The following is a 26,012-nucleotide window of genomic DNA, read 5'->3' on the forward strand; positions in this document are numbered from 1 at the left end:
GCACTCATAGGCTGACGCCATGTTGGTCTCCCTCGCGCTGCTGCTGCTCGGTGCACTGGCTGCCGTCGTGGCCCCGGGCCTGATGGCGAGGGCCCGATGGCCCGAGCGCGAGCCGGTCGTGGCCCTGTGGGTCTGGCAGTGCGTGGTCGCGGGCGTCCTGTTGTCGTTCGGGCTCTCCATGACCTTCAGTGCGGCTGCCGCCTGGCAGGCGGTCCGCGGCCATGTCTTCGCCCCCGCTCCGCACGCCGTGGTCGAGGCGTACGCCCTGGGCGCGTACGGGCCGTGGTCGGCGGTCATCGCGGTCCTGCTGGCGCTCGGCGGACTGTGGACCGCCGCCATGCTCGTACGGGAGATCCACCGGGCCCGGGCCCGCCGTCGGCAGCGGCGCGGCGAACTGCTGGTGCGTTCCCCCCTGATGCCGGGCGAGGAGCCCGGCAGCGGGCGTCTCGTGGTGCTGGAGGGCGAACGGCCAGACGCCTGGTGGCTGCCGGGGGCGGCTCCTCAACTGGTCATCACCACCGCGGCACTCGGCCGGCTGAAGGGGCGTCAGCTCGATGCCGTGCTGGCGCACGAGCAGGGCCACGCCCAGGCCCGTCACGACTGGCTCCTGCACTGCTCGGACGCGCTCGCGACCGGATTCCCGCAGGTGCCGGTGTTCGCGGCGTTCCGCGACGAGATGCACCACCTCGTCGAACTGGCCGCGGACGATGTGGCGTCACGGCGCTTCGGGCGTCTCACGATCGCACTCGCCCTGGTCGAACTCAACGAGGACCGCGGTGTGTTCGGCCCGGCGCCGGCCTCCGGAGCCCATGTGCCGCTCAGGGTCAACCGCTTGCTCGCCCCCGTGGACCGGCTGACCGCGGGGCGCCGACTGCGGCTGACCGCCGCCGCCGCGCTGGTACCCGTCATACCGTTGCTGGTGGCCTTCGTACCGGGACTCAGGGCACTGGGATAGCCTCACGGGCGGATCATGCACGAGGATCATCCCCATGCACTCCCCTCCTCCCCTCCCCCCGCCCGCCCGGCGCCCCTTCCTGATCACGGGCGTCGTCTGCGCCTCGCTGTCCCTCGTTCTGCTCGTGCTGGTCGCGGTGCGCTGGCCGCCCTTGATGTCCATGGACACCTCGGTGGCCGGGGCGCTGCACCGCCGGGCGGTGACCGAACCGGGGCTGGTCCAGGTCAGCCGGGTACTGACGGACTGGGTGTGGGACCCCTGGACCATGCGCGTGCTGACCGCCGTCGTCGTGGTCGCCCTGTGGTGGCACGGCTTCCGGCTGCTCGCGGGGTGGGTCGCCGCGACCAGTCTGCTCACCTCGCTCGTGCAGCAGGGGCTGAAGGCCGCCGTGGGCCGGGAACGCCCCCGGTGGATCGACCCGGTGGACTCGGCGCAGTACGCGGCCTTCCCCTCGGGTCACGCCATGACCGCGGCTGTCACCTGCGGGCTGCTCGTGTGGCTGCTGCGTCTGTACGGCGCGCGCCCGCCCCTGTGGTGGGGCTCACTCGTGCTCGCCGTGATCTCGGTGACCGGCGTGGCCCTCACTCGTGTCTACCTGGGCGTGCACTGGCTGAGCGATGTGGTGGGTGGAACGCTCATGGGCGTCGCCCTGGCCTCGCTGTCAGCGGCCGGCTACACCGAGTACACCAGGCGAAGCCGGCGGCCTGCCGGTGACGGCGGCTCGCCCTTGTAGATCCTGACCGGAGGCGGCCAAGATCGGCTCATGTCAATCAAGGGTGTACTTTTCGATTTCTCCGGGACCCTCTTCCGGATCGAGTCCGTCTCCGCGTGGCTGCGCGCGGTCCTCGACGCACGGGGCACGGACGTGGAGCAGGCGGACTTCGAGCACTGGACGCGTGGGCTCACCGAGGCCGGAGCGCTGCCCGGCGGCCCGGCCCCCTCACGGATCCCGCCGGCGCTGGCCGCCGCGTGGGCCGACCGCGACCGCACCGCGCCGGCGCACAGGGAGGCGTACACCGGGCTGGCCCGGCAGGTGACCCTCCCGGACCCGGCCCTGTACGACGCTCTGTACGACCGCCACATGACCCCTGCCGCCTGGCAGCCGTACCCCGATGCGGCCGAGGTGCTGCGCGGGCTGCGCCGCGACGGCACCGCGGTCGGGATCGTCAGCAACATCGGCTGGGACCTGCGCCCCGTCTTCCGCGCGCACGGCCTGGACGAATTCGTCGACGCGTACGTCCTGTCGTACGAACACGGCGTCCAGAAGCCCGATCCGCACCTGTTCCGCACGGCGTGCGCGCTGCTGGAGCTGGATCCCGCGGATGTGGTGATGGTGGGTGACGACCGCCACGCGGACGCCGGCGCGGCCGCCGTGGGCTGTGAGGTGCGTTTCGTGGACCATCTGCCCGTGGCGGAGCGGCCGGACGGGCTCCGGGCGCTCGGACTTCCGGAACTCGCCGCGGAGACGCCCGGCACACACCGTCCGTGAAGGATTCCGGGAGACGGTGTGAGGGATATCCCTGTCCCGGAGGGGGTCCTGCGGCCCGCAGGGGGTTTAGTTTGGTGGACATGTCCCCGTATCCGAACCCGTCCGCCACCGTGCGCCCCGCCTCCGTGGTCAACGAAGAGATCCGCACCCTGTGGCAGCGCTCGGGCGGACTGCTGTCCCCGGACGACGAGACGGAGTACCAGCGCCTGCTGGTGGAGTGGGCCGCGGCCGCGGGCACGAGCGTGCGGCCGGCGGCCTGAGCGGCGCGCCGTCCCGTGTCTGATTCCGGCGATCCCCCGCATCGCCGGAATCAGGGATACAGCATGTCCCCGTGCCGCCCACCGGTCAATGAGATAAACGTGCCCCGCCGGGCGGAGACCGTCCGGCGGGGCACTCGCTTTCAACTGCGGGAGGAACCTGTGGTTCAGCGGTCGAAGTAGTCCGGCTGCGTCTGCACGTTGAGCTCCTTCAGCCGCACCTTCTTCGCCGGGTCGGTCCGCCGGTCGTCGAGCTTCAGGACGTCGAAGCCCTTGGCGATGTCGTTGGAGTAGATGTAGCCGTTGTAGTAGTAGGCCGACCACGGGCCGGCCGTGGTGACCGCGTCCGTGGAGACCGGACCGCGCTCGAAGTACGCGATCTCCTTCGGCTTCGAGGAGTTGGTGAAGTCCCACACGGAGACGCCGCCCTGGTACCAGGCCTGGACCATCAGGTCCTTGCCCTTGACCGGGATGATCGAGCCGTTGTGCGCGACGCACACCTCGGTGTCCGCCTGCGGGCGATCGATCTTGAAGTAGCTGCGGAAGACCAGCTTGCGGTGGTCCCCCCTGCCCGTGATGTCGTAGACGCCGTCGGCACCGCGGTTCGGGCCGATCTCGTCGTTGCAGGTGGCCGCACCGCCGCCGCCGAGCTCATCGGTGAACACGACCTTGTCGGCATCCTGGTTGAAGGTCGCCGAGTGCCAGAACGCGAAGTTCACGTTGTCCTGGACCCGGTCGATGATCTTCGGGTTCTCCGGGTCCTTGATGGAGAACAGCAGGCCGTCACCCATGCACGCCCCGGCCGCCAGGTCCTTGGACGGCAGCACGGTGATGTCGTGGCACCCGGTGGTCTTGGAGACGCCGGGGTTGGCCGGCGCTCCGGGGTTGCCGCCGTCCGGGAAGAGCACCGGGAAGTTCACGATCCGGGAGTCCTCGGGGGCGCTGCGCGGCACCTTGATGACGGAGATTCCGTCGTGCGGCGGCTGGCAGTCCGGGAACGTCTCGTTCGGCGAGTACGAGGAGACGTACACGTACACGTTCCTGCGCTCGGGGACGATCGTGTGGGTGTGCGAACCGCACGCGGTCTCGACGGCGGCGACGTACTTCGGGTGGCGCTTGTCGCTGATGTCGAAGACCTTCATGCCCTCCCAGGACGACTTCTCCGTGGCGGGCTGCGTGGTGCTGGCACAGGAGTTGTCACTGCGGGAGGAGTCGGTCGACAGGAAGAGGAGATCCCCGGAGACCGAGATGTCGTTCTGCGAACCGGGGCACAGAACCTGTGCGACGGTCCTCGGCTTCTTCGGGTTGCGGATGTCGAAGATCCGGAAGCCGTCGTAGTTCCCGGCATAGGCGTAGGTGCCCTGGAAGGCCAGGTCCGTGTTGGTCCCCTGGAGCGCGTCCTTGGGGACGTTCGTGAGGTGCTCGATGTTGGCGCTGTGGACGATCTCGTCCACGCCGGGTATCTCGCCGCTCTCGATCGCGGCCCGTGCTTCGGCCTGCTCGCTCGCGGAAACACCGCTGCGGGTGGTGGCGGTGTCACCGGGGTCCGGTGTCGCGGCCGCGGGTCCGGCCGTGAACAGCGTGGCGATGAGCCCGGCCGCGGCTGCCGCCACGCCCAGACGTCTGCGCCGCACGCTGGTGGTGTGCAACGAGGTCACTGCGTCCTCCCTTGTATCCGTTCGTCGACGAACGGTCCTTGGACCCCGGCAGTATCGTCCCTCTCATGTACACACCAACAGATGGCAACAGAGACGTAATAAAAGTTTTTGATCACGAGCAGGTGGAAGGTGTTAGGACAGTCTGCGACAAACTCATGTGTCAATGGAGGTCGCCGTGTTGATGCCCCGTCGGACCACACGCGTGCGCGCAGCCGCCCTGGCGACGACGCTCGTGGCCGCAGTTCTCGCTCTCGGGGGCTGCGACGACGGCAGCGGCGGAGCGGCCGACGCCGGGGCGGACAAGGGCGTTTCGGTCGTGGCTCCCGGGAAGCCCGGTGAACCGGCCAGGACGCTCTCGGCGGACGAAGCGGCGAAGGCCGCCGGCAACGACACGCCCAACTCCGCCGACTTCCGCTACGCCCGCATGATGATCCAGCATCACGAACAGGCGCTCGTGCTCACCGCCCTCGTTCCCGGACGGGCGTCGTCCGCATCTGTCGAACGGCTCGCGAAACGCATATCGGCAGCCCAGAAGCCGGAGATCGGCGCCATGGAGGGCTGGCTGAAGAACAACGGCGGGGACGACCGTGAGGAGACGCACGACCACTCCACGATGCCCGGCATGGCGACCGACAAACAGATCGAGAAGCTGCGCGCCTCGCAGGGCAAGGCCTTCGACGAACTGTTCCTGGAGCTGATGATCACCCACCACCAGGGCGCGGTCACGATGGCGACCGAGGCTCTCGCCGACGGCAACAACGTACTGGTGGAGGAGATGGCCAACGACGTCGTCGCGCAGCAGACCGTGGAGATCGACCGGATGCGCGGCCTGATGACCTGAAGGGCCCCACCGGGACCCCCGGGCCCGCGAGCCTCTCCCCGCTTCCCCGCGGCGGTGCCATGCTGGAGGGAACCTGCCGCAGGAGGTGCGCCGTGCTCCGTGTCGCCGTCGTGGGTTCGGGCCCCAGCGGGGTCTACACCGCACAGGCCCTGCTGGAGCAGTCCCGGGTGCCGGACGTGCGCGTGCACGTGCTGGACCGGCTGCCCACACCGTACGGACTCGTCCGCTACGGTGTGGCACCCGACCACGAGAAGATCAAGTCGCTGCAGAGCAGTCTCCGTGCGGTCCTGGAGGACGACCGGATCACCTTCGTCGGCCATGTCGGAGTGGGTGACGAGGGCGGGCTTTCACCCGCCCGGCTCAAGGAGCTGTACCACGCGGTGGTCTACTGCGTCGGCGCCGCGGAGGACCGGCCGCTCGCCGTTCCCGGGGAGGGCCTGCCGGGGAGCTGCTCCGCCACCGAGTTCGTCTCCTGGTACAGCGCCCACCCGGACGCGGCCGCCGGCGCCTTCGCGCTCCGGGCCCGTTCGGCCGTGGTGGTCGGCGTCGGGAACGTGGCGGTCGACGTGGCCCGGATCCTCGCCCGCGGCGCGGCCGAGCTGCGGGGCACGGATGTCCCGCGGGCCGCGCTCGACGCGCTGGGGGCGAGCAGGGTGCGTGAGGTCCACATCGTCGGCAGACGCGGCCCCTCGCAGGCCAGGTTCACCACGAAGGAGCTCCGCGAACTGGGCGCGCTCCCCGGGGCCCGTATCGCCGTCGACGGGGCGGAGCTGGCGCTGGATCCGGCGTATGCCGTCGCGGCGGGGCGTCCGGGGGCGCCGCTGCCTGCCGTGGTCCGGCGCAATCTGGACGTGCTGCGCGGGTGGGCGACGGATCCGCCGTCCACGACGGCGGGCCAGGAGCGCCGCATCCGGCTGCGGTTCTTCCTGCGTCCGGTCGAGCTGCTGGAGCGGGACGGGCGGGTCGCCGGAGTGCGGTTCGCTCGGACGGCCCCGGACGGCGCAGGAGGCGTACGGGACACCGGGGTGTACGAGGACGTCGAGGCGCAGCTCGTGCTGCGGGCCGTGGGGTACCGGGGGACGCCCCTGCCCGGCCTGCCCTTCGACCCGGTGCGCGGCACCGTGCCGCATCTCGCGGGCCGCGTGGTCAGGGACGGGGCGGCGTCGCCCGGGGAGTACGTCGCCGGGTGGATCAAGCGCGGCCCCACCGGGGTGATCGGTTCGAACAGATCGTGCGCGAAGGAGACGGTCGCCTCGCTGATCGAGGACGCGCCGCTGCTCGTCGGCCGGGAGGTCTCCGCCGACCCCCTGGGCGCTCTCCGGGCCCAGGGGCTGCGTCCGGTGGAGTGGGACGGCTGGCTGTCCATCGAGCGTGCGGAGTCGGCGCTCGGCCGCTCTCTCGGCCGCGGGCCGGTGAAGATTCCCGACTGGTCCGGGCTGCTCGACGCCGCTCGGGGCGAGTCCCGGTAGCGCGTCAGCTCAGGCCGAGACGCTCGGCCTGCAGCTCCACCCCGCCGAGAACACTGTCCAGCAGGCCGGGGAAGAGTGCCTCCAGATCCTCGGTCCGTACGCAGCTCAGCTTGGCCGTGCCACGGTAGAACTGGGAGATGACGCCGTTCTCGCGGAGCACCCGGAAGTGGTGCGTGGTGGTGGACTTGGAGACCGGGAGATCGAAGCGGGAACAGGACTGCTCGTCGGTCGCGCCTGCCAGTTGGTGCACGATCCGGAGCCTGATCGGATCGGACAGCGCGTGGAGCACGCCCTCGACGCGGATCTCCTCGCGCGAGGGGTGGGCGAGCACGCGAGCGGCGTTCGACGTCACGGTGCCTCCACTTCGTCCGGGGGGGCCCATTGTACGAGAGTCGTCGTAGTTTTATCCACGGGCCGCCGCCACGAGCCGGACGCGAGGGCTGCCGTCCGGTCTCCGGCCGAACTCCTCCAGCGGCAGCAGCCGCACGGCGAATCCGGTCCCCACGAGGTCGTCCACCACCCCGGCGAGCGGGAACGTGCGGTAGTACATGACGAAGGGCGGACGCCACAGCGCGTTGCGCGCCCGCATGGCCAGGTCGAAGCCGAGCATGGACCAGTAGGCCCGGGAGCCCACCGCCGGAGGCGCGCCAACCGGGAAGACGAACAGGCCGCCGGGCCGCAACGCCGCGTAGACCTGGTCGAACAGTGCGGGGCGTTCCTCCGGCAGGAAATGGCCGAACGCCCCGAAGCTCAGGGCCAGGTCGAACACGCCCGTGAACGGCAGGGCCAGGGCGTCGGCCCGGACCCAGTCAACGGCGGGACCACCGGCGTCCACGGCGTACGCCTCCCGGGCGACGTCGAGCATGCCGGCGCTGAAGTCGATGCCGGTGACCCGATCCCGGCACAGCCCGCGCAGCACGCCGACCCCCGCCCCGGTGCCGCAGCAGACGTCCAGACCCCGGTCGAAGGGCCCGAGGGGCCGCACCGCGTCGGCGACGGCTTCGAGCACCCGGTCCGGGGTCCGGTAGGGCGTCAGGTCGAACTTCGGCGCGAGAAGGTCGTATCCGCGCATCGTCGAGGAGAGCGCCTGCACGGCCAGTTCGCGCAGTGTGGGGCCCTGGGGAGTGAACATCGCCGCTCAGCGTACCCACAGACGCGGTGTCACACCGCCCGCCCGTACTGGTCGGGCGTCCGGATGTCACCACCGAGTTCGCGCGCGGCCTTGCGGGCGAAGTAGGGGTCACGCAGCAGCTCGCGGCCGAGCAGGACGGCGTCGGCGCTGCCGTCGGCGAGGATCTTCTCCGCCTGCACGGGGTCGGTGATCAGCCCCACCGCGGCCACCGGAAGGCCGGTCTCCTTGCGCACCCGCTCGGCGAACGGCACCTGGTAACCGGGCTCCACGGGGATGCTCGCCCTCGGCGCCAGACCGCCGGTCGAGACGTCCAGCAGGTCGACGCCGTGAGCGAGCAGCTCGCGCGCGAAGCGGACGGTGTCGTCGGCGGTCCAGCCCTCGCGCGGGTCGTCCCCGTTCTCGGTGAGCCAGTCGGTTGCGGAGATGCGGAAGAAGAGCGGGAGCTCCTCGGGCCACACGGCGCGCACGGCGTCCACGACCTCCAGTGCGAAGCGTGTGCGGTTCTCGAAGGAGCCACCGTAGGCGTCGGTGCGGTGGTTGCTCTCCGGGGACAGGAACTGTCCGATCAGATAGCCGTGCGCTCCGTGGATCTCGGCGACCTTGAAGCCCGCGTCGAGCGCCCGGCGGGCGGCGTCGGCGAACTGCCGCACGACCTGCTGGATGTCGTCGACGCCCAGCTCGGCGGGCACCGTGTGGCCCTCGTCGTACGCGAGGGGGCTCGGGGCGACCGTCTGCCAGCCCTCGGGGTCACCGGCATCGATGGAGGCCCCACCGCGCCAGGGACGGTCCGTCGACGCCTTCCGTCCGGCATGCGCGAGCTGGATCCCCGGGACGGTTCCCTGAGACGCGAGGAAGCCGGTGATCCGGCGGAACGCCTCCACCTGACGGTCGTTCCAGATGCCGAGGTCGGCGGGGCTGATCCTGCCCTCCGGGCTGACGGCGGTCGCCTCGACCAGGACGAGCCCGGTGCCGCCGACCGCGCGGGAGGCGTAGTGGGCCACGTGCCATTCGTTGGCCGTACCCGCCTCGGGGCCTGACGTTTCCGCACTGTACTGGCACATCGGGGCCATCCAGACCCGGTTGGGGACGGTCAGCGACCGAAGGGCGTAGGGCTCGAACAGTGCACTCACAGGGGACTCCGATTCCTCGGGACGCGACAGGCTGCGCGACGGCCCGGGGCGCCCCGGGCCGTCGCTTCGTACGAGATTCACCGTACTACGAGATTCACCGTACTACGGCAGCTGTCGAAATACGAAGTGGCCCGTACGCCTTCCTCACCGCTCCGGCCGCAGCCGACGCCGGAGGCGGATGTCCGCGTCGGCCTCGTACATCTGGCTCCAGCTGCGTCCGCCTCCCGACGTCCAGGTCACCTGGACGTTCGCGCCGTCCGTCCGGACGGACTCCACCGTCATCAGCCGGTCCCCGTCCCGTACGTCCCCGCGCAGCAGCTCGCGCGCCTTGACGGTGACGGGCTCAGCCGACCGCGCGCTCTCCGTCTCGGCGGCCGCGGCGACGAGTGCCGCGGCCAGTTCCCTGGCCGCGGCCGTCGAGCAGGACCAGGAGTCGCCCTCGATCCGGATCCCGACCCGGAGGGGCCCCTCCGCGGGCCCGGGGGCCACCTCCAGCGCCGCACCGCGCCCCTCGGTGTCCAGGATCTCGATGCTCATTCCTGCCGCCTCCTCGTCCCGCTCCGGTCAGCTCAGCCGGAGACTCTCCGGCGGGCCCAGATAGCTGGGCTTGAGGCCGCCGGTGTCCACCACGAGGTTCTGGAGTACCACGGTCGGGTCGACCATCCAGAATTTCAGTACGTGGGCGCCCGCCCTGCCGATGTGGTGCGCGGTGCCGGTGCGGTTGACGTTGTCCGAGGTGTTGCGGGCCCACTGCGTGTTCATGGTGCCGTCGTCCGACCCCGTGACCTCGGTGATGTCGACGGACTGCGGGGCGTCGTCGTCGAAGGAGACGGCGTACGTGAGTCCGTCGGTGGCCAGGGCGCTGTTGCGGGGCGACAGATACGCCCAGACGGTCACCGGCCCGGTGGTGAACAGGCTGACCCGGTACTCCAGCCGGGGCCCCCGGCCGCCGGGGGTCTGCCGTGCCGCGGTGACGGGGAAGGGCTCCATGCCCGATCCGGTACGGCCGATGCCCGGCAGGCGGCGCCAGGAGATCCCCTCCCTGCCGACCGCCCGGTGGAAGTGGTCGGCCTCGATGGAGACGTAGCCGTTGGCCTCGACGAACCCCTTGAGCTGTGACCGCTCCAGCCGGGGCCGGTCGACCACGGCACGGACGGTGACCTCCCTGCCGCCGGGGCCGGAGACGGTGACGGGAACCCGTGTGACGCCCTTCGGGGCCCGGGACCAGTCGACCCGGAAGGTCACCCGGGTCTGGGCGTCCACCCTGCCCCGCGTCCGGTCGGCGACCAGCCAGGAGGCGCCCGTACGGATGCGGAAGTCGAAGGGTTCGCTGCCCCGGTTGAACACCTCCACGTACTGCGCGGGCTGGCTCTGGTAGGGGCTGAAGACGGGCAGGACGGCCTCAGCGCCGGACGCCGGCCACCAGTCGGACGAGCCGTCGACGGCCACGCCCATCTCGGCCCTGCGCGGGAGTTCGATGCGCCGCACGGCGGGGAAGATCTCGTCCGCGATCGCCACGTTGTTCAGCTCGGGCTGCTGCCAGGGGGCGTTGGGGCCGTAACGGTCCACATCGCCGTAGCCGATGTGCGGCTGGGTCTGGAAGCCTTCCCATTTGCCGTCGGCCACCTCGGTGTTGAAGCGGCGCGCCAGTGCGAAGTCCTCGGCCAGGCCCGCCTCGGCGGTCGCCGCGAGCTGGTTGGTCAGGGCGCGGCCCTGGGGTGCGTAGTGCAGGTTGGTGAATTCCGCCTCCCGCAGGGCGTACAGATTGGCGGTCGCCCGGACCGCGTAGCCGACGAGCTCGTACCAGGCGTCCTGCGCGGACGCCGGCAGGCTCCGCCGGACACGTTCGGCGGCGGCGTCGAGGCGCTGCCAGTCCTCGGTGACCCGCTCCAGCTCGCGGTAGTCGACGATGCTGAAGGGCGTGGCCCGGTCGTCGTAGACGATGGCGGAGGAGTCCGTGGCCGGGTCCTTGGCCGGATCGAGAGTGATCTTCCGGTTGAGCAGCTCGGGCTTGCGGCGGGACTGCAGCCGGGCGTACGTACGCAGGATCTCGGCGATCTCCTCCGCCCGGCGCTCGCCGAAGTTCTGCGCGGCGTAACGCTCCTCCCACTCGGGGAGCGCCTCCAGAGGCCAGCGGTCGGGGTCCCAGGCGTACTCCAGGAAGAACTGGGTGGGCAGTTCGTTGCCCTTGAGGTCGCCCACGTTGGTGACCCAGAGGCCGTGGTTGCCGTAGGCCGCGCTCTGGTGGAGCTGGTCCCACATGTTGGGGAGCGAGGCGGTGTCGACCCACTTGTAGTTGCGCCCCACCCCGACGTAGTCGAAGTGGTAGTAGAGGCCGTAACCGCCGCTGCGGGCATCGTTCTTCAGGTCCGGCAGCTTGCGGACGTTGGCCCAGTTGTCGTCGGTGAGGACGACGGTGATGTCGTCGGGCACCCTCAGTCCACGGTCCCAGTAGTGCTGGACCTCCTTGTAAAGGGTCCAGACCTGCGGGACGGCGTCCTGTTCGCCGAGTTCCTCGGCGAGGATCTGACGCTGGGTGGCGATGATCTCCGTCATCAGGTCGATTCCGTCGCCGTCCGGCAGGCTGACGTCGCCGTTGCCGCGCATCCCGAGGGTGACCACGCCCTCGAAGTCCTCGTCCGCCATGCGGCGGACGCCCTGACGCCAGTAGGCCTTGATGGCCTCGGCGTTGCGGCGGAACGACCACTCGCCGGTGCCGCCGTACGGGTCGTGGCCCGGCTCGGTGATGTTTCCCGCACTGTCGCGGACAGCGGCGACGGCGTGCCGGTTCCACTCCTCGATGCCCCGCATCATGGGCGCCTCGTGGGAGGTGCCCATGACGACCCCGTAGGCCTTCGCGGTGGCGTGGTTCTCCGGGTCGTCCTCGGCGAAGGCGCGGCCCCAGACCGCCGGCCAGAGGTAGTTGGCCTTGAGCCGCAGCATCACTTCGAAGATCCTGGCGTAGAAGGCGGCGTTGAAGCCGCCCTCGAAGCCGGGCGCCTTGCCGGGGCCGAAGAAGGCGGGTGCCCAGGTGCCGAGCGCAGGGTTCTCGTCGTTGATGAAGAACCCGCGGTACTTCACGGCGGGGGTGCCCTGGCTGTACCGGCCGGGCAGGACGTACAGCGCGTCGCGGTGGACGGGGGTGACGTCGTCCCACCAGTACCAGGGCGAGACCCCGATGCCGCGGGAGACGTCGTACGCGCCGAAGATCGTGCCGCGCTGGTCGCTGCCGGCGATGACGAACGCGCGCTCCACTCCGGGCAGCGGCTTCTCCACCACCGTCTGCAGGCTGGTCTCCCACGTGCCCGCGATCCCGGAGACCCTGAGCTTGCCCGCGGCGATCAGGCCGTCGATCAGCGGACTGCGGCCGATGGTGCCGACGAGGACGATCTCGCGGGCGCGGGGCGCCTCGTTCCGGAAGAGCGCGGGGCGCACGCCGGTGACGCGCTCGATGTCGTCCCGGAGGTCGCCTGCCACCCGGACAACGCCGTCGTGATCCTTGTCGCTGACCACGACCGGGACCGCCTTGCCGGCCCTGACCAGGGGGAAGGCACCGGAGCGTGGCGTGAAGGAGATGTACGCCCCGGGGTCGGTGGGGCGCACCCCCGGGGAGCGCCCCGAGCCGGCGGGCGTCGCCGCGGCCTCCCCCGTCAGCCCCATCAGCGACCCGAGGGGCGTCGCCGCCAGTGCCGTGACGCCGAGGCCGGCCCCGAGGACCGCTCTGCGGCTGGTGTGCTTGTCCATGTCGCTCTCCCCATTTTGTTCACACTCATGACAAATTGAGTGGGCGTGAGCCCTTGGCAGATGTGCGGTGCGGGCGCCGCGAGGTCAGTCGGTGACGGCGGGCGCGGCTGCGGGCCGCCGGGCTGCGGGCGCCGGTCCGCCTTCCTCGCCCGGGCCGGGCGAGAGCGCGGCGACGATGGCGTCGGCGGTGCCGTCCGGCTCCGGGCTGATCAGCCCGACGACGATGTACACCACCAGCGAGGTGACGAGCGGTGTGACGATCACGAGCGTCTGGTCCGTGCTGTCCAGCCCGAACTTCACGAGGAGGTACCCGAGCATCCCCAGCGCCCAGGAGGACAGTGCGGCCCGGGGCCCGAACCGGCGGAAGGCGGGCAGCAGCCCCAGCAGCATCGGAATCGATATGGGGCCCATCACGGCCGCGACCAGTCCGACGATGATGCCCAGCACACCACCGAAGTGGTCCGCCTCGATCGCGACGATCATGCTGACGCCGATGAAGACGACGGTGCACACCCGGGCGACGAGCAGCCCGGTCGCCGGGGGGAGATCCCGGGCGCGGCGGACCACGGCGGGGATGATGTCGCGGGTGACCACCGCGGAGACCGCGTTGGCGTCCGAGGAAGCCATCGCCATGGTGTGCGAGAACATCCCCGCCAGCGTCAGCCCGACGAGCCCGGCGGGCAGGTACGACTCCGCCATGAGCGCGTAGACCTTCTCCGGGTCCGCGATGTCCGGCAGCAGCACGGCCGCGGCGACGGGCGGGAAGAGCAGGACGGCCGGCCAGAACACGTACAGCAGGGCGGAGAGCCCGGCCGAACGGCGGGCCGCCTTCGGGGAGTCCGTGGCCATGTAGCGCTGGGCCAGGTTCCACATGCCGCCGTTGTACTCGAAGAGCTTCACGACGACGTACGCGCCGAGGAAGGTCGCGGTGTACGGACCGACGAGCGGCTGCCCGTGCCCCTCGGGCAGCCTGTGCCAGATGGTGCCCAGGCCGGCCAGGCCGTCGCCGAGGCGGTCCAGCACGACCCAGAGCATGGCGAGTGCGGCCGCGCCCTGGATGACGAACTGCCCGAAGTCGGTGAGCGCGTCGGCCCACAGGCCGCCGACGGTGCAGTAGAGGAGGGTGACGATGCCGGTGATCAGGATGCCGGTGGTCATCGACATGCCGGTGAACACGTTGAGCAGCACGGCCACGGAGGCCCACTTGGCGGCCACGTCGAACACCTTGAGCAGCGCGCCGCTCCACGCGAGCGCCTGCTGGGTGGGCACGTTGTAGCGCTTGGCGAGGTACTCCAGGGGCGAGGCGACCGCGTAGCGCTGCCTGAGCCGCTGCCAGCGCGGGGCGAACAGCCAGGCGCCCACCGCGGTACCGAAGGCGAGCGGCAGGAAGGCCCAGACGTAGACGGTGATGCCGTAGCTGTAGGCGATGGCGGCGTAGGCGACGAACACGGCGGCGCTGTAGCCGGACATGTGGTGCGAGATGCCGGAGAGCCACCACGGCATCCGGCCGCCTCCGGTGAAGTAGTCGCTCACGTTGCCGACGCGGCGGTGCGACCAGAGGCCGATGAGCAGCATCACCAGGAAATAGCCGCCCAGGGCGGCCCAGTCGAGCGGGGCCATCAGAACTCCTCGATGTGCGTACGTGACCGGGGCCGCGCGGCGGGGAACCGGCGGCCCGGGCGGATTACCGGCGGGGCGTCCTCTCTCGTACGAGGGGCCGATCCGCTTCATGCAGCCGGTGTCGTCCCGGTTGCGCGGTCGTCGGCGTGGCAGCCGCCGGGTGGGTCATCGCGGCCGGGCGGATGCCCAGGTGCGGGTCGGAGTGCACACAGCCCCATGCCGAAGGTGCCGCGGATCCCGGAGAGGAGCCCGGAGCGGTGCAGGCCGCCCCGGTGACGGTCCGGCAGCACGATCTCGCGATCGCCCGCAGTGCGCAGGACTCGTGCACACCGACCGCGTTCCGCGGGGCCGGGTCCCGGAAGACGACCGGAGTGATGCGCACTCCGGTGGTGTTCCGGAGATCCGTCGTCGTCCCGCACCTCTCCGTGCCTGTGGTGGTGTGTGGTTCAGTGCCGGCCCGCGGCGAGCGTCAGGGTCTGGCGCAGGGTGCTGTAGGCGGGCTTGGGGACGTAGTTCTCGTCGAAGATGTTGGCCGCGCCCTCGCCGGGGAAGGTGTCCGGGACCCAGGAGTAGGTGTCGGAGAAGCCCCAGACGGTGAAGTCGTTGCAGCCCGGGGTGAGGAGGCAGCCGCGCAGCAGGACGGCGTAGCCCTCGGCCTGGGCCTCGAGCTCCGTGCTGTCGGCCGGCATGGGGATCCGGACGTCCGCCTCCGTGATCGCGGTCTCGAGGCCGAGACGGTCGAAGCGCAGCATGTTGTCGGCGATGTCGTGGGGTGCGCTGTACTGGACGCCGAGGTGGCCCTGGATGCCGACTCCGTGGACGGGCACGTGCTGCTCACGCAGCTCGGTGACCAGCTCGTGGAGGGCCGTGCTCTTCGCGTTGACGCCCTCGATGTTGTAGTCGTTGATGAAGAGGCGGGCCTTTGGGTCCGCTCGGTGGGCCCAGCGGAAGGCGTCCGCGATGTAGCCGGGGCCGAGCTTCCGCAGCCAGATGCTGTCCCTCAGCGTGCCGTCGTCGTTGAAGGCCTCGTTCACGACGTCCCACTGCCAGATCTCGCCCTTGAAGTGCGTGACCTGGTCCGTGATGTGCCGGCGCAGGATCTCCCGGAGCTCGGCGGTGGTGAAGTCGCCCTCGTTCAGCCATGCGGGCAGCTGGTTGTGCCAGACCAGGGTGTGGCCGCGGACCAGCTGTCCGTTCTTCTTCGCGAAGTCGACGAGCTCGTCGGCGGCGGCCCAGTCGTGCGTCCCCCGCTGCGGCTCGACCACCTCCCACTTCATGACGTTCTCGGCGGTGACGGAGGAGAACTCCCCCGCGGCCTTGGCCCGGTAGGGCGCGTCCTCGGCCAGGGCGGAGGTGTCGACCGCCGTCCCGATGCGCAGTCCGGCCTTCCGGCCGAGGTCGCCGAGGCTCCGCGGGGCGGCGCTGTGACCCTTTCCGCCCTGCCGTCCGGAGTCGTTGCCGGCGGCGGAGGCGCTGGAGAGGGTGAACGCGGAGACCAGGAGGACGGCGGCCGCCGAGCCGACCGCGACCGAACGAGTTGCCTTGAGCATGACAGGTACCTTTCCGTGGTGACGCGGGGACGCGAAGCCTGCGCCCGGGCGCGCCGAGGTGGCCTTCGAAAGTTTCGACACCGCCCCCCGCCCCCGGAGGGTGCGCGGGGCGGGTGTGCGGGGGCCGAGGCCCCCGCACGTCACACCCGGGCGATCAGCGAGTCGACGGACGTGGCGCACACCATGCGGCGGCGGTGATCGACGGTCCGCTCAGGGCCGGTGAGACGCAGCCGTACGGTGTGCTTGACGTCGGCCAGGTCGCTGGAGGTGGCGAGGCGCAGCTCCAGGTCGCCGGGCTCGACGATCCGGCGCCCGTCGGCCCCGGTGAAGGAGACCAGGTCCGGGTGGAATCGGAAGCTGACCTTCCGGGACTCCCCCGGGGCGAGCTCCACCCGGGCGTACCCGATGAGCCGCGCCTCGGGGCGCGTGGTCTGGGCGACCGGGTCGTGGACGTAGAGCTGGACCACTTCGGCCCCGTCCCGGTCTCCGGTGTTGCGCACGGTGACCGCGAGGTCGGTCTCGCCGTCGGTGGGAAGGTCGGCCGGCACGTCGGCACCGGCCTCCCAGGCGAACGAGGTGTACGAGAGCCCGTGACCGAAGGGATAGAGCGGGGTCGGGTCCAGGTTGCTGACCCCGTTGGCCCGGCCGAGCGGCGGCTGCAGATACGTCCACGGCTGGCCGCCCGCACCGTTGGGCACGCTCACGGGCAGACGCCCGGAGGGGTTGACCCGCCCCGAGAGCACGCCCGCGAGCGCCGGGCCGCCCTCCTCACCGGGGAAGAACGCCTGCACACAGCCGGCCAGCCGGTCCGCACGACCGCCGAGTGCGTACGTCCGTCCCGTCAGCAGGACGAGGACGACCGGGGTGCCGGTCGCGAGCAGCGCGTCGAGGAGCTCGCCCTGGAGACCGGGCAGCGCCAGATCGGCCGCGTCGCAGCCCTCGCCGGAGGTACCGCGGCCGAAGAGCCCGGCCCGGTCGCCGAGCACGGCCACGCAGACGTCGGCCCCGGCCGCCAGAGCGGTGGCCTCCTCGATCCGGGAGGCGTCCGTGCCGTCCACGTCACAGCCCTGCGCGTAGTCGATGCCCGCACCGGGGAACTCCTCACGGAGCGCCTCCAGCACGGTCGGCACGTCGATGCCCATGGCTGCCTCTGGGTGCTGCACCCCGACGTGGCTGGGGAAGGAGTAGCAGCCGAGCATGGCCAGCGGGTCGTCGGCGCGGGGCCCCACGACCGCGATCCGTCCGGTGCCGCTCAGCGGGAGCACGGCCTCGGGGTTGGCCAGCAGGACACAGGACCGCTCGGCGAGCAGCCGGGCCAGGGCCCTGTTCCGCGGCGGGTCGAGGTCCACCGTGCCGCGCGCCTGCCCGGGATCCACCCCGTTGAGCACGGCGGGCAGGACCTTCCGGTCCGGATCGAGCAGGCCGAGCTCGCACTTCTGCAGCAGGACCCTGCGCAGGGCACGGTCCACCAGTTCCTCCGCCACGAGTCCGTCGCGTACGGCGGCGACCAGGGCGTCACCGTAGCTGCGCACGGTGGGCAGCTCCACGTCGACGCCCGCGGTGAGGGCCAGGCGCGCGGCGTCGCCGCGGTCCGCGGCCACCTTGTGCAGGGTCTCCAGGAAGCCGATGCCGAAGTAGTCGGCGACGACGGTGCCGGTGAACCCCCAGGTGTCGCGGAGGAGTCCGGTGAGCAGCGACGGGTCGGCGGCCACGGGTACGCCGTCGATCTCGGCGTACGACAGCATCACCGAGCGGGCGCCGCCGTCACGGATCGCCATCTCGAACGGAGGCAGGATCACATCGGCCATCTCCCGGGCACCGGCCCGGACCGGGGAGAGGTTGCGGGCGCCGGCCGACGCCGAGTAGCCCGCGAAGTGCTTGAGCGTGGCGACGACCCCGGAGGACTCCAGGCCCCGGACGTAGGCCGTACCGATGGTCGCGACGAGGTAGGGGTCCTCGCCGATCGTCTCCTCCACGCGGCCCCAGCGCAGGTCCCGCACCACGTCCAGGACCGGGGCGAGGCCCTGGTGGACACCGACCGACCGCATGTCGCTGCCGATGCGGTGGCCCATCTCGGCGACCAGCTCCGGGTCCCAGGCGGCGCCCCAGGCGAGCGGGACCGGATAGGCGGTGGCGCCCCAGGCGGTGAAGCCGGCCAGGCACTCCTCGTGGGCGAGGGCGGGGATCCCGAACCTGCCCGCCGCGGAGATCCTGGCCTGCGCGGTGGCCAGCGAGACCGCGCCGACGCCGGGGTCGACCGGCGCGGTGCCGAACGGGCGCGTGAGCTGGCCGAGTCCACGCGTGGTGATGTCCTCGAAGTCGACCGGGTCGACCATGTCGTTCTGGTGCGGTGCGACTCCGTCGCCCTCCGCGTCGGCGCCCACCCAGATTCCGTAGAGCTGGGCAGCCTTCTCCTCTAGGGTCATACGGGCCGCGAGGTCGGCCACCCGCTCCTCGGGGCTGAACGACGGGTCGCTCCACGGGCCGTCGGCGGTGGTGGGCGGGTCGGCCCGGCGGGTGTGCGGGGCGGGGTGGATTGCCATGGCGGCAGGGGTTCCTCTCATGAGTGCGGTGGTCCGGAGCGGCGTCGATGTGCTATTTGCCGCCCACCCCCATCAGGCCGTTGATCAGCGCCCGCCTCGCCACGAGGTACACGGCGAAGATGGGTATGACGGAGAGGATGATCGCCGCCAGTACCGCGGGGATGTTCACGCCGAACTGGCTCATGAAGTTGAACAGTCCGAGCGTCAGCACCCGTTGCTCCTCCGACTGCGTCAGGATCAGCGGGAAGAGAAAACCGTTCCACGCCTGCAGGGCGGAGAAGATCGCCACCGTGCTGATCCCGGCCTTGGACAGCGGCACCGCCAGCTGCCAGAGCATGCGCACGGGCGAGGCACCGTCGAGGGCCATCGCCTCGTACATCTCCTCCGAGACGTCGCGCATCGTGCCGCTCAGCACGAGGACCGCGACAGGCATCGCGAAGGCCGCGGTGGGCAGGATGATCGCCCACAGGGTGTCGTACAGCCCCATCTTGCCGATCATCAGGTACAGGGGCACGATCACCGCCTGCGCCGGGATCGCCACACCGAGCAGGAACGTCCGGAAGGCGAGCGACGAGAGCCGGCTGCGGGTGCGCACCGCCACGTATGCCACCGGGACGGAGAGCACCAGCACGATGGCGACCGTGGCCACGGCGACGATCGCGGTGTTGCCGATCAGCGAGAGGAACCCGCTGTCGAGCACGAAGTTGTAGTTGTCGAGCGTCGGATCCGAGGGGACGGCCAGCGGGTCGCCGTTCAGCGCCTCGTCCTGGTGCATCAGCGACGCGGAGACCAGCGTGTAGAGCGGCACCAGCACGATGACGAGCCAGATCAGCGAGCCGATGCCGGCCACGGGGTTGCCCAGGGACCTGCGCCGGCGGACCGGGCGGCCGCGGCGCGGCGGGGTGGGTGTCGTGCGCTGCCGCGGCGAAGCGGGGCGGGTGTCGATCGACATCTCGTCACATACCTTCCCGGGTTGACCGCATGGTCCCGAAGCCACTGAGGCGGACCATGATCAGCGAGATGCTGGTGGCCACGACGACGAGAGCCGTGGCGATGGCCGCCGCGTAGCCGAGGTCGTACGTCTGGAAGCCGGTCCGGTACATCAGGTAGGGCAGGATCGTCGTGTCCGTGCCGGGGCCGCCCTTGGTCATGATGAGTACGGTGTCGAAGTACGTCAGCGAGCCGACGATCATCAGGATCGACGAGGTCGTCATCGTGTGGCGCAGCTGCGGCAGGGTGATGTGGAAGAACTGCCGCAGCATGCCCGCGCCGTCGATGGAGGCGGCCTGGTAGAGGACCTCCGGGATCTGCCGGGCACCGCCCTGGTAGATCAGCGTGTGGAAGGGCATGAACTGCCAGCCGCCGACGAACGCCACCACGAGCAGGGCGCCGGTGGACGATCCCATGACGTTGGGGTCGATGCCGAGCCAGGGCCCGATCGTCTGGATCACACCGAAGTTGGGGTCCAGCAGGGCGCGGAACAGCATCGCGATGGCGGTGGTGGAGAGCAGCAGCGGGATGAAGAAGACCGCGGACAGGAACGCGCGGCTGCGCTGGCGGCCCGCGGCCCAGACACCGAGCAGCAGGGCCACCGGGGTCTGGAAGAGCCAGCTGATCGTGGTGAGCAGGAGGCTCAGCCAGGCTGCCTGGCCGAACTCGGAGTCCTTGAACAGCCGGGTCCAGTTGTCCAGGCCGGTGAAGACCGGGGAGTCGAGCCCGTCCCACTCGCAGAAGGAGAGATAGACGGCGATCGCCAGAGGGACGATCGCGAAGACGGCGAAGAAGAGTATGCCGGGAACGGCCCAGGCGACCGGCGGGCGGCCGACGTTGCCGACGGCCGCCTTCCTGTCTCCGTGGCTCTTCGCGACCGGAGTGTGGTGGGACATCGTTACTTTGCGGCCTTCATTGCTTCGACGAACTGCTCGGGGGTCGTCTTGCCGGCGAACAGCTTGCTGATCTCCGTGAGCAGTGGCGTGGCGTACTGGGATTCGAGCGCCTGGTCCCACGAGAGGGTGAAGCTCGGGGCCTTCTGCACCATTTCGTACTGGTCGGTGGCGAACTCCGGGTTGGGTGAACCGCTCAGCATCGAGGCCGCGTTGGACGTGGTGGGTACGTCACCGTTGTCGACGAGGGCCTGCGCGTAGGTCTTCGACGCCATCGCCTTCAGGAAGGCGATCGCGGTGTCCTTGTGCTTGGTCCGGGCGTTGATCGACCAGTAGTTGGTGGGATTGCCCACCACGTTCGCGGGGTCCCCCACGCCGCCGGCGACGGTCGGGAAGGCGGTCCAGCCGAGGTCCTTCTTGGCGAACTCGGGGGCCTTGCCCAACTGCGTCGAGTACTCCCACGAACCCATGAGGTGCATGGCGGCCTTGCCCTTGCTGAGCAGTGTCGGCGCCGCTCCGCTGCCGTAGTCCACGGAGTTGAAGTTCTTGCCGAAGGCGCCCTGGTCGATCAGCTCCTTGACGGTCTGCGCCGTCTTGAGCACCGCGGGGTCGCCCCAGCCTTCGGTGTCGCCGTCCTGGATCTTCTTGAAGACGTCGGGGCCGGCGATCCGGTCCAGCAGGTACTCCATCCACATCAGCTCGGGCCACTTCTCCGAGCCGCCGAGGGCGAAGGGGATGATTCCGGCGGCCTTGAAGGTCTTGATCGCCGCCTGGAGGTCTTCCCAGGTCTTCGGCGGCTCGATCTTGTGCTCGGCGAAGAGGGTCTTGTTGTAGAAGAGCATCACGGGCTGCATGCCGCGCATGGGCACCCCGTAGACCTTCCCTTCGAGACCGCCGGCCGTCATGATCGACGGAATGAAGCCGTCCTTGAGCGTGGCGTCGTTCTTGACCGTCGAGGTCAGATCGACCAGGTCCTTGGAGTCGACGTACGGCTTGATGGACCCGCCGCCCCAGTTGAAGAAGACGTCCGGGGCGCTGGGCGAGCCCATGGCGCTGCGCAGCTTGTTCACGTAGTCGGCGCCGGGGACCGGAACCAGCTTCACCTTGACCTTGGAGGTCTTGTTGAACGTGTCGACCGCCGCCTGCTGAACCTTGACCGCGTCGTCCCCGTAGACGTAAGCGGTGATGGTCCCGCTGTCGCTCCCGCCCCCGCCGGAGCCGCAGCCGGCCAGCACGCCGGCCATGACCATCGCCGCGCCCGCCGCGGCCCATCTCGTCGTACGTGTGCCCTGAGTGAATATCCCCGACCGCATGACCGCACCTCTGTCGAATGTTTCGGCGTGCCTTTCGAATGTTGCCGGAACCGTACGGTCGTGTTTCGGGCGCGTCAAGAGGGCAGGAGCAAGGATTTACCAACCTTGCCCGGACGCCTGTCCGGAGCTGTGGGGGAGCTACGATTCGTGCATGAGCCCTGCAAAGGTCCAGCCCCAACAGGAGAAGGCGCCCGTCGACGAGTCGTCGGAGAGCACCGCCACGCTGGCAGAGATCGCCCGAGCGGCCGGAGTTTCGGCTCCGACAGTTTCGAAAGTGCTGAACGGCCGCGCCGATGTCGCCCCAGGTACGCGCACGAAGGTGGAGGAGCTGTTGCTGCGGCACGGCTACCGCCGCAGGCGTGGCGCCTCCCAGCAGTCCCAGCTCATCGACCTGGTCTTCCACGAGCTGGACAGCGCCTGGGCGATGGAGGTCGTCCGGGGCGTCGAGAACGTCGCGAGGGAGGAGGGCCTGAGCCTGGTCCTCTCGGAGAGCGCGGGCCGGCTCACCCCGGGCCAGACATGGGTGGACGGCGTGCTGGCGCGCCGGCCGGCAGGGGTGATCCTGGTGCTCTCGGACCTGGACGCTGCGCAGCGTGCCCAGCTGACGAGCCGCTCCATCCCGTTCGTCGTCGTCGATCCGGCGGGCGACCCGGGTGACGACATCCCGTCGGTCGGGGCGGCCAACTGGCAGGGCGGGCTTGCCGCGACCCGCCATCTGACGGGGCTGGGCCACCGGCGGATCGGCGTCATCGGCGGACCGGCCCGCATGATGTGCAGCCGCGCCCGGATCGACGGTTACCGCGCCGCCCTGGAGACCTCGGGCGTTCCGATGGACCCCGAGCTGGTCCGGGAGGGCGAGTTCAACCACGAGGGCGGCTATACGGCGGCCCTGGAGCTGCTGCGCCTGCCGGAACCGCCCACGGCCATCTTCGCCGGGGACGATCTGCAGGCACTCGGTGTCTACGAGGCCGCGCGCGAGCTGGGACTGCGGATCCCGGAGGACCTCAGTGTGGTCGGCTTCGACGACCTGCCGCTCACCCGCTGGATCGGACCGCCGCTCACCACGGTGCGCCAGCCGCTCATAGAGATGGCCGAGACCGCCGCCCGGCTGGTCCTCGACCTGGGCCGGGGCAGGCAGCCGGCGACCACCCGGGTCGACCTGGCGACGAGCCTGGTGGTGCGCAGCAGCACGGCCCCGCCGGCACGCTGAGCGGTGGCCGTGACTCCGCGGACCGGGCGACGGGGAGGCCGTAAGCCACCGGTGAGGCTCGGGCCGGCCGGTGGCTGTGCGCGTCCATGGCCGCTGTGACCTGGGCGGGTGCCGTCGTTGCGGGCCGTTGTCAGTGGCGGGGTGCAGACTGACCCGTATCCGGCACAACGGCGTCTCGGGAGGTCTTGTCATGACCGATGTACTGCTCACCGTAGGCACCCGCAAAGGGCTCTTCCTCGGCCGCAGACGCGGCGGGACATGGGAGTTCGGCGATCCGCACTTCAACGCCCAGGCGATCTACTCGATCGCGATCGACACCCGCGGGAAGGCGCCCCGGCTGCTGGTCGGCGGCGACAGCGCGCACTGGGGCCCTTCCGTCTTTCACTCCGACGACCTGGGTGCCACCTGGGTGGAGCCGAAGCAGCCTGCCGTGAAGTTCCCGCAGTTCACCGACGCGTCGCTGGAGCGGGTCTGGCAGCTGCACCCCGCAGGCCCCGAGGCCCCCGACGTCGTCTACGCGGGGACCGAGCCGGCCGCGCTGTTCCGGTCGGACGACCGGGGCGAGTCCTTCGAACTGGTCCGCCCGCTCTGGGAGCACCCGACCCGGTCCCAGTGGGTCCCGGGCGGGGGCGGCGAGGGCCTCCACACCATCCTGACCGACCCGAGGGACGCCCGGGCGGTGACCGTCGCCGTGTCCACCGCGGGCGTGTTCCGTACCGAGGACGGCGGTGAGCGCTGGGCTCCCTCCAACAAGGGGGTTTCCGCCGTCTTCCTGCCGGACCCCGATCCCGAGTTCGGTCAGTGCGTGCACAAGGTCACCCGGGACGCGACCGATCCCGACCGGCTCTACCTCCAGAACCACTGGGGCGTGTTCCGCAGCGACGACGGCGGGAAGCGCTGGAAGGACATCGGCTCCGGCCTGCCCTCGGACTTCGGCTTCGCCGCCGCCGCGCACCCTCACCGTCCGGACACGTTCTACGTCTTCCCGATCAACGCCGACGCCGACCGTGTCCCCGCCGGACACCGCTGCCGGGTGTACCGCACGCAGGACGCGGGCGAGACATGGGAGCCGCTGACCCGCGGTCTTCCGGACGGCGATCACTACGGGACGGTGCTGCGCGACGCGCTCTGCACGGACGACGCGGACCCGGCCGGCGTCTACTTCGGCAATCGCAACGGGGAGGTGTACGCGAGCGCGGACGACGGCGACAGCTGGCAGCAGCTCGTCTCGCATCTGCCGGACGTGCTGTGCGTGCGGGCAGCCGTGATCGGCTGACCAGGCGCCGTGTCACCGCCCGCCGGATCATTCCTCGGTCGGCACGCAGAGCACCGGAACGGTCGACAGGTGCAGGAGCTTGTGCGGGGTGGAGCCGAGCAGCGCACCCCGCAGCGGGCTCTCGCCCCAGCTGCCCACCACGATGACTCTCGCTCCGTGGCGCGAGGCGGCTTCGATCAGCGCCTGTGCCGGACTCAGGTCGATGACCTCGACCGTGGTCGGCACGTCGGCCTCCTCGGCCGAGGCGACGGCGCGCTCCAGCCCGGTGCGCCCGGCCTGGCGGATGGCCTCGTAGTGGGCGCGGTACTCCTCGCCGGTAGGACCGGGCGGCGCCGCCCCGTAGACCAGGACCAGCCGCTCGCCGAACGCGGCGGCCACCTCGATCGCCGCCTCCAGGGCACGCGCGGCACCCGGCGACTCGTCGTATCCGAGGACCACGGACATCTCAGGGCTCCTTGCCGTGTACGAGGTCTGGGTCCACCACACCTCGGCGTTCGGCCCAGAAGGCCGGCGACCGGAATCGCAGCACCACCATGAGCACCACACCGGCGAGGCTGATGCAGATGCCGATGACGAGAGGGGGACCGAGCCCGAACCAGGAGGTCCCGCTGTAGGAGTTCGCCGGGTCGGACATGTCCATGACCGACCTGACGAGCAGCCAGGTGAGCAGCCCGGCTCCGACCAGCGGACCGAGGCCGACGAGGAAGAAGTTGCGCACGCTCTCCGTCAGATGGCGGCGGTAGTAGACGGTGCACGCCACCCCGGTGAGCGCGTAGTAGAAGGCGATGAGCAGGGACAGTGCGGTCAGGGAGTCGAAGAGTGCGTTCTCGCTGACCTGGCTGACGACGAGATACCAGGCGATGGCGATGGCGGCCACCCACCACGTGCTCACGTCGGGGGTCCGGAACCGTGGGCTGATACGGGCGAAGTGAGCGGGAAGCGCGTGGCGGCGGGCCATGGACAGTGCGGTGCGCGACGCCGGGATGATGGTGGTCTGGGTCGAGGCGAGCGCGGACGTCGCGACCGCGAGCAGCACGATCCAGTCCCAGCCCCCCATGACCTCGCCGGCGAGCAGGGCGAAGACGAACTCCTCCTCCCCCGCGTTCTCCGACAGATAGGCCGTTCCGGCGAACGCGACGACGGCGAAGCCGACGGACAGGTAGGTGACCAGAAGGATGACCGTCGACCACACGCCGGCCTTTCCTGGCGCACTCGCGGAGTCCTCGACCTCCTCGGTGAGGTTCACGGCCGATTCCCAGCCCCAGTAGATGAAGACGCCCAGCAGCAGCCCGCTCGTGAGGGCCGCGCCGCCCGCCCCGAAGGGGTTGAGCCACTCGGCCGAGGGTCTGACCGAGTCGAAGGACGTGGTGCCCGCGTAGACCCGGTAGAGCGCGACGATCACGAACACCAGGAGGAAGGCCACCTGAGCCAGGATCAGGACGTTCTGCACCTTGGCCGACAGCTCGGTCCCGATGACGCACAGCCCGGTCATCACGATGATCAGGAGCACGGTGAGCAGTTGGCGGACGAAAGTGTTCTCTGCCCAGCTGTCGAGTCCGACGGCGAGGAGCCCGAAGCTGACGGCGATGTCCGCCAGTGACCCGACCACGAGCACACCGGTCATCGCGATCGCCCAGCCGCCGAGCCAGCCGGTCCACGGGCCCAGGGCGCGCGTCACCCAGGAGAACGTCGTCCCGCAGTCCTGGTCGACCTTGTTCAGGTAGTAGAAGGCCGAGGCGATGAGCAGCATCGGCACGAAGGACGCGAAGAGCGCGCCTGGTGCGTAGATGCCGACGAGCGCGACGATCGGGCCGATGACGGCCGCCACCGAATAGGCAGGGGACGTGGCGTTCAGTCCGATGACCAGCGCGTCGACGAAGCCGATCGCGTTCGGCTTCAAGGTTGCCGGTGGGGCGGATCCGGCAGGGTCCTTCGCCATGTT

The 26,012-nt window shown here is 70.6% G+C and carries 22 protein-coding genes; 8 read left to right on the top strand and 14 right to left on the bottom strand.

The window, feature by feature from the left end:
• Positions 1–19 precede the first annotated feature (19 nt).
• The 4 genes from OG379_RS04380 (at position 20) to OG379_RS04395 (ending at position 2,704) form a co-directional block, all read left to right on the top strand.
• A complete protein-coding gene (locus OG379_RS04380) occupies positions 20–955 on the top strand; it encodes a M56 family metallopeptidase (RefSeq protein WP_405659470.1) in 936 nt (311 codons plus the stop codon).
• Positions 956–989: 34 nt separating this feature from the next.
• On the top strand, positions 990–1,688 hold the full coding sequence (locus OG379_RS04385; RefSeq protein ID WP_405659472.1) for a phosphatase PAP2 family protein: 699 nt from the start codon (positions 990–992) through the stop codon (positions 1,686–1,688).
• A gap of 30 nt (positions 1,689–1,718) precedes the next feature.
• Complete coding sequence (locus OG379_RS04390) at positions 1,719–2,444, top strand: HAD family hydrolase (RefSeq protein ID WP_405659474.1); 726 nt, start codon at positions 1,719–1,721, stop codon at positions 2,442–2,444.
• Positions 2,445–2,524: 80 nt separating this feature from the next.
• Positions 2,525–2,704 (top strand): hypothetical protein, encoded by a 180-nt coding sequence (locus OG379_RS04395; protein ID WP_104792033.1) that lies wholly within the window; start codon positions 2,525–2,527, stop codon positions 2,702–2,704.
• A gap of 164 nt (positions 2,705–2,868) precedes the next feature.
• On the opposite strand, the gene OG379_RS04400 is transcribed toward OG379_RS04395, so the two are convergent.
• On the bottom strand, positions 2,869–4,359 hold the full coding sequence (locus tag OG379_RS04400) for an LVIVD repeat-containing protein (RefSeq protein ID WP_405659476.1): 1,491 nt from the start codon (positions 4,357–4,359) through the stop codon (positions 2,869–2,871).
• A 181-nt stretch (positions 4,360–4,540) separates the two neighbouring features.
• Here OG379_RS04400 and OG379_RS04405 point away from each other — a divergent pair, with 181 nt between their 5' ends.
• Both OG379_RS04405 and OG379_RS04410 read left to right on the top strand, forming a co-directional pair.
• Positions 4,541–5,200, top strand: a complete 660-nt coding sequence (locus tag OG379_RS04405; RefSeq protein WP_393766768.1) for a DUF305 domain-containing protein — start codon at positions 4,541–4,543, stop codon at positions 5,198–5,200.
• Between the two features lie 92 nt (positions 5,201–5,292).
• On the top strand, positions 5,293–6,669 hold the full coding sequence (locus OG379_RS04410; RefSeq protein ID WP_405659478.1) for an FAD-dependent oxidoreductase: 1,377 nt from the start codon (positions 5,293–5,295) through the stop codon (positions 6,667–6,669).
• A gap of 4 nt (positions 6,670–6,673) precedes the next feature.
• Here OG379_RS04410 and OG379_RS04415 read toward each other — a convergent pair whose 3' ends face one another.
• The 11 genes from OG379_RS04415 to OG379_RS04465 form a co-directional block, all read right to left on the bottom strand.
• Positions 6,674–7,021: an ArsR/SmtB family transcription factor gene (locus OG379_RS04415; RefSeq protein WP_405659480.1), complete on the bottom strand. Its 348-nt coding sequence runs from the start codon at positions 7,019–7,021 to the stop codon at positions 6,674–6,676.
• 51 nt (positions 7,022–7,072) lie between these two features.
• Positions 7,073–7,801 carry a class I SAM-dependent methyltransferase gene (locus OG379_RS04420; protein WP_405659482.1) on the bottom strand — a complete coding sequence of 243 codons (729 nt, stop codon included), beginning with the start codon at positions 7,799–7,801 and terminating at the stop codon, positions 7,073–7,075.
• Between the two features lie 29 nt (positions 7,802–7,830).
• Positions 7,831–8,931: an NADH:flavin oxidoreductase/NADH oxidase gene (locus OG379_RS04425; protein ID WP_405659485.1), complete on the bottom strand. Its 1,101-nt coding sequence runs from the start codon at positions 8,929–8,931 to the stop codon at positions 7,831–7,833.
• A gap of 144 nt (positions 8,932–9,075) precedes the next feature.
• A complete protein-coding gene (locus OG379_RS04430; protein WP_405659486.1) occupies positions 9,076–9,468 on the bottom strand; it encodes a hypothetical protein in 393 nt (130 codons plus the stop codon).
• A 27-nt stretch (positions 9,469–9,495) separates the two neighbouring features.
• Complete coding sequence (locus OG379_RS04435; protein ID WP_405659489.1) at positions 9,496–12,675, bottom strand: glycosyl hydrolase 115 family protein; 3,180 nt, start codon at positions 12,673–12,675, stop codon at positions 9,496–9,498.
• 84 nt (positions 12,676–12,759) lie between these two features.
• Entirely contained in the window at positions 12,760–14,295 is a 1,536-nt protein-coding gene (locus tag OG379_RS04440; protein ID WP_405659492.1) for a sodium:solute symporter family protein, read from the bottom strand.
• 446 nt (positions 14,296–14,741) lie between these two features.
• Positions 14,742–15,845: an endo-1,4-beta-xylanase gene (locus OG379_RS04445; RefSeq protein ID WP_405659495.1), complete on the bottom strand. Its 1,104-nt coding sequence runs from the start codon at positions 15,843–15,845 to the stop codon at positions 14,742–14,744.
• Between the two features lie 140 nt (positions 15,846–15,985).
• Positions 15,986–18,388 carry a glycoside hydrolase family 3 N-terminal domain-containing protein gene (locus OG379_RS04450; RefSeq protein WP_405659497.1) on the bottom strand — a complete coding sequence of 801 codons (2,403 nt, stop codon included), beginning with the start codon at positions 18,386–18,388 and terminating at the stop codon, positions 15,986–15,988.
• A gap of 52 nt (positions 18,389–18,440) precedes the next feature.
• Positions 18,441–19,340 (bottom strand): carbohydrate ABC transporter permease, encoded by a 900-nt coding sequence (locus OG379_RS04455; RefSeq protein WP_405659500.1) that lies wholly within the window; start codon positions 19,338–19,340, stop codon positions 18,441–18,443.
• A gap of 4 nt (positions 19,341–19,344) precedes the next feature.
• Positions 19,345–20,274, bottom strand: coding sequence for a carbohydrate ABC transporter permease (locus OG379_RS04460; protein WP_405659502.1), 930 nt, complete (start codon positions 20,272–20,274; stop codon positions 19,345–19,347).
• Positions 20,275–20,276: 2 nt separating this feature from the next.
• Positions 20,277–21,521 carry an extracellular solute-binding protein gene (locus OG379_RS04465; protein WP_393757112.1) on the bottom strand — a complete coding sequence of 415 codons (1,245 nt, stop codon included), beginning with the start codon at positions 21,519–21,521 and terminating at the stop codon, positions 20,277–20,279.
• A gap of 214 nt (positions 21,522–21,735) precedes the next feature.
• Here OG379_RS04465 and OG379_RS04470 point away from each other — a divergent pair, with 214 nt between their 5' ends.
• Both OG379_RS04470 and OG379_RS04475 read left to right on the top strand, forming a co-directional pair.
• Complete coding sequence (locus tag OG379_RS04470; RefSeq protein WP_405659505.1) at positions 21,736–22,794, top strand: LacI family DNA-binding transcriptional regulator; 1,059 nt, start codon at positions 21,736–21,738, stop codon at positions 22,792–22,794.
• Positions 22,795–22,984: 190 nt separating this feature from the next.
• Entirely contained in the window at positions 22,985–24,070 is a 1,086-nt protein-coding gene (locus OG379_RS04475) for a WD40/YVTN/BNR-like repeat-containing protein (RefSeq protein WP_405659507.1), read from the top strand.
• Positions 24,071–24,097: 27 nt separating this feature from the next.
• Here OG379_RS04475 and OG379_RS04480 read toward each other — a convergent pair whose 3' ends face one another.
• Positions 24,098–24,514, bottom strand: coding sequence for a universal stress protein (locus OG379_RS04480; protein ID WP_405659508.1), 417 nt, complete (start codon positions 24,512–24,514; stop codon positions 24,098–24,100).
• Position 24,515: 1 nt separating this feature from the next.
• Complete coding sequence (locus tag OG379_RS04485) at positions 24,516–26,009, bottom strand: APC family permease (protein ID WP_405659511.1); 1,494 nt, start codon at positions 26,007–26,009, stop codon at positions 24,516–24,518.
• Positions 26,010–26,012: the final 3 nt, after the last annotated feature.

It is taken from the genome of Streptomyces sp. NBC_01166 (assembly GCF_045039765.1).
Taxonomy (GTDB): domain Bacteria; phylum Actinomycetota; class Actinomycetes; order Streptomycetales; family Streptomycetaceae; genus Streptomyces.

Excerpts from the sequence above, each read along its gene's own strand:
- OG379_RS04395 (WP_104792033.1), top strand. The coding sequence starts at position 2,525 with ATGTCCCCGTATCCGAACCCGTCCGCCACCGTGCGCCCCGCCTCCGTG.
- OG379_RS04430 (WP_405659486.1), bottom strand. The coding sequence starts at position 9,468 with ATGAGCATCGAGATCCTGGACACCGAGGGGCGCGGTGCGGCGCTGGAG.
- OG379_RS04405 (WP_393766768.1), top strand. The coding sequence starts at position 4,541 with ATGCCCCGTCGGACCACACGCGTGCGCGCAGCCGCCCTGGCGACGACG.
- OG379_RS04435 (WP_405659489.1), bottom strand. The coding sequence starts at position 12,675 with ATGGACAAGCACACCAGCCGCAGAGCGGTCCTCGGGGCCGGCCTCGGC.
- OG379_RS04390 (WP_405659474.1), top strand. The coding sequence starts at position 1,719 with ATGTCAATCAAGGGTGTACTTTTCGATTTCTCCGGGACCCTCTTCCGG.
- OG379_RS04465 (WP_393757112.1), bottom strand. The coding sequence starts at position 21,521 with ATGGTCATGGCCGGCGTGCTGGCCGGCTGCGGCTCCGGCGGGGGCGGG.
- OG379_RS04420 (WP_405659482.1), bottom strand. The coding sequence starts at position 7,801 with ATGTTCACTCCCCAGGGCCCCACACTGCGCGAACTGGCCGTGCAGGCG.
- OG379_RS04475 (WP_405659507.1), top strand. The coding sequence starts at position 22,985 with ATGACCGATGTACTGCTCACCGTAGGCACCCGCAAAGGGCTCTTCCTC.
- OG379_RS04485 (WP_405659511.1), bottom strand. The coding sequence starts at position 26,009 with ATGGCGAAGGACCCTGCCGGATCCGCCCCACCGGCAACCTTGAAGCCG.
- OG379_RS04385 (WP_405659472.1), top strand. The coding sequence starts at position 990 with ATGCACTCCCCTCCTCCCCTCCCCCCGCCCGCCCGGCGCCCCTTCCTG.
- OG379_RS04455 (WP_405659500.1), bottom strand. The coding sequence starts at position 19,340 with ATGTCGATCGACACCCGCCCCGCTTCGCCGCGGCAGCGCACGACACCC.
- OG379_RS04445 (WP_405659495.1), bottom strand. The coding sequence starts at position 15,845 with ATGCTCAAGGCAACTCGTTCGGTCGCGGTCGGCTCGGCGGCCGCCGTC.
- OG379_RS04470 (WP_405659505.1), top strand. The coding sequence starts at position 21,736 with ATGAGCCCTGCAAAGGTCCAGCCCCAACAGGAGAAGGCGCCCGTCGAC.
- OG379_RS04380 (WP_405659470.1), top strand. The coding sequence starts at position 20 with ATGTTGGTCTCCCTCGCGCTGCTGCTGCTCGGTGCACTGGCTGCCGTC.
- OG379_RS04440 (WP_405659492.1), bottom strand. The coding sequence starts at position 14,295 with ATGGCCCCGCTCGACTGGGCCGCCCTGGGCGGCTATTTCCTGGTGATG.
- OG379_RS04450 (WP_405659497.1), bottom strand. The coding sequence starts at position 18,388 with ATGGCAATCCACCCCGCCCCGCACACCCGCCGGGCCGACCCGCCCACC.
- OG379_RS04480 (WP_405659508.1), bottom strand. The coding sequence starts at position 24,514 with ATGTCCGTGGTCCTCGGATACGACGAGTCGCCGGGTGCCGCGCGTGCC.
- OG379_RS04460 (WP_405659502.1), bottom strand. The coding sequence starts at position 20,274 with ATGTCCCACCACACTCCGGTCGCGAAGAGCCACGGAGACAGGAAGGCG.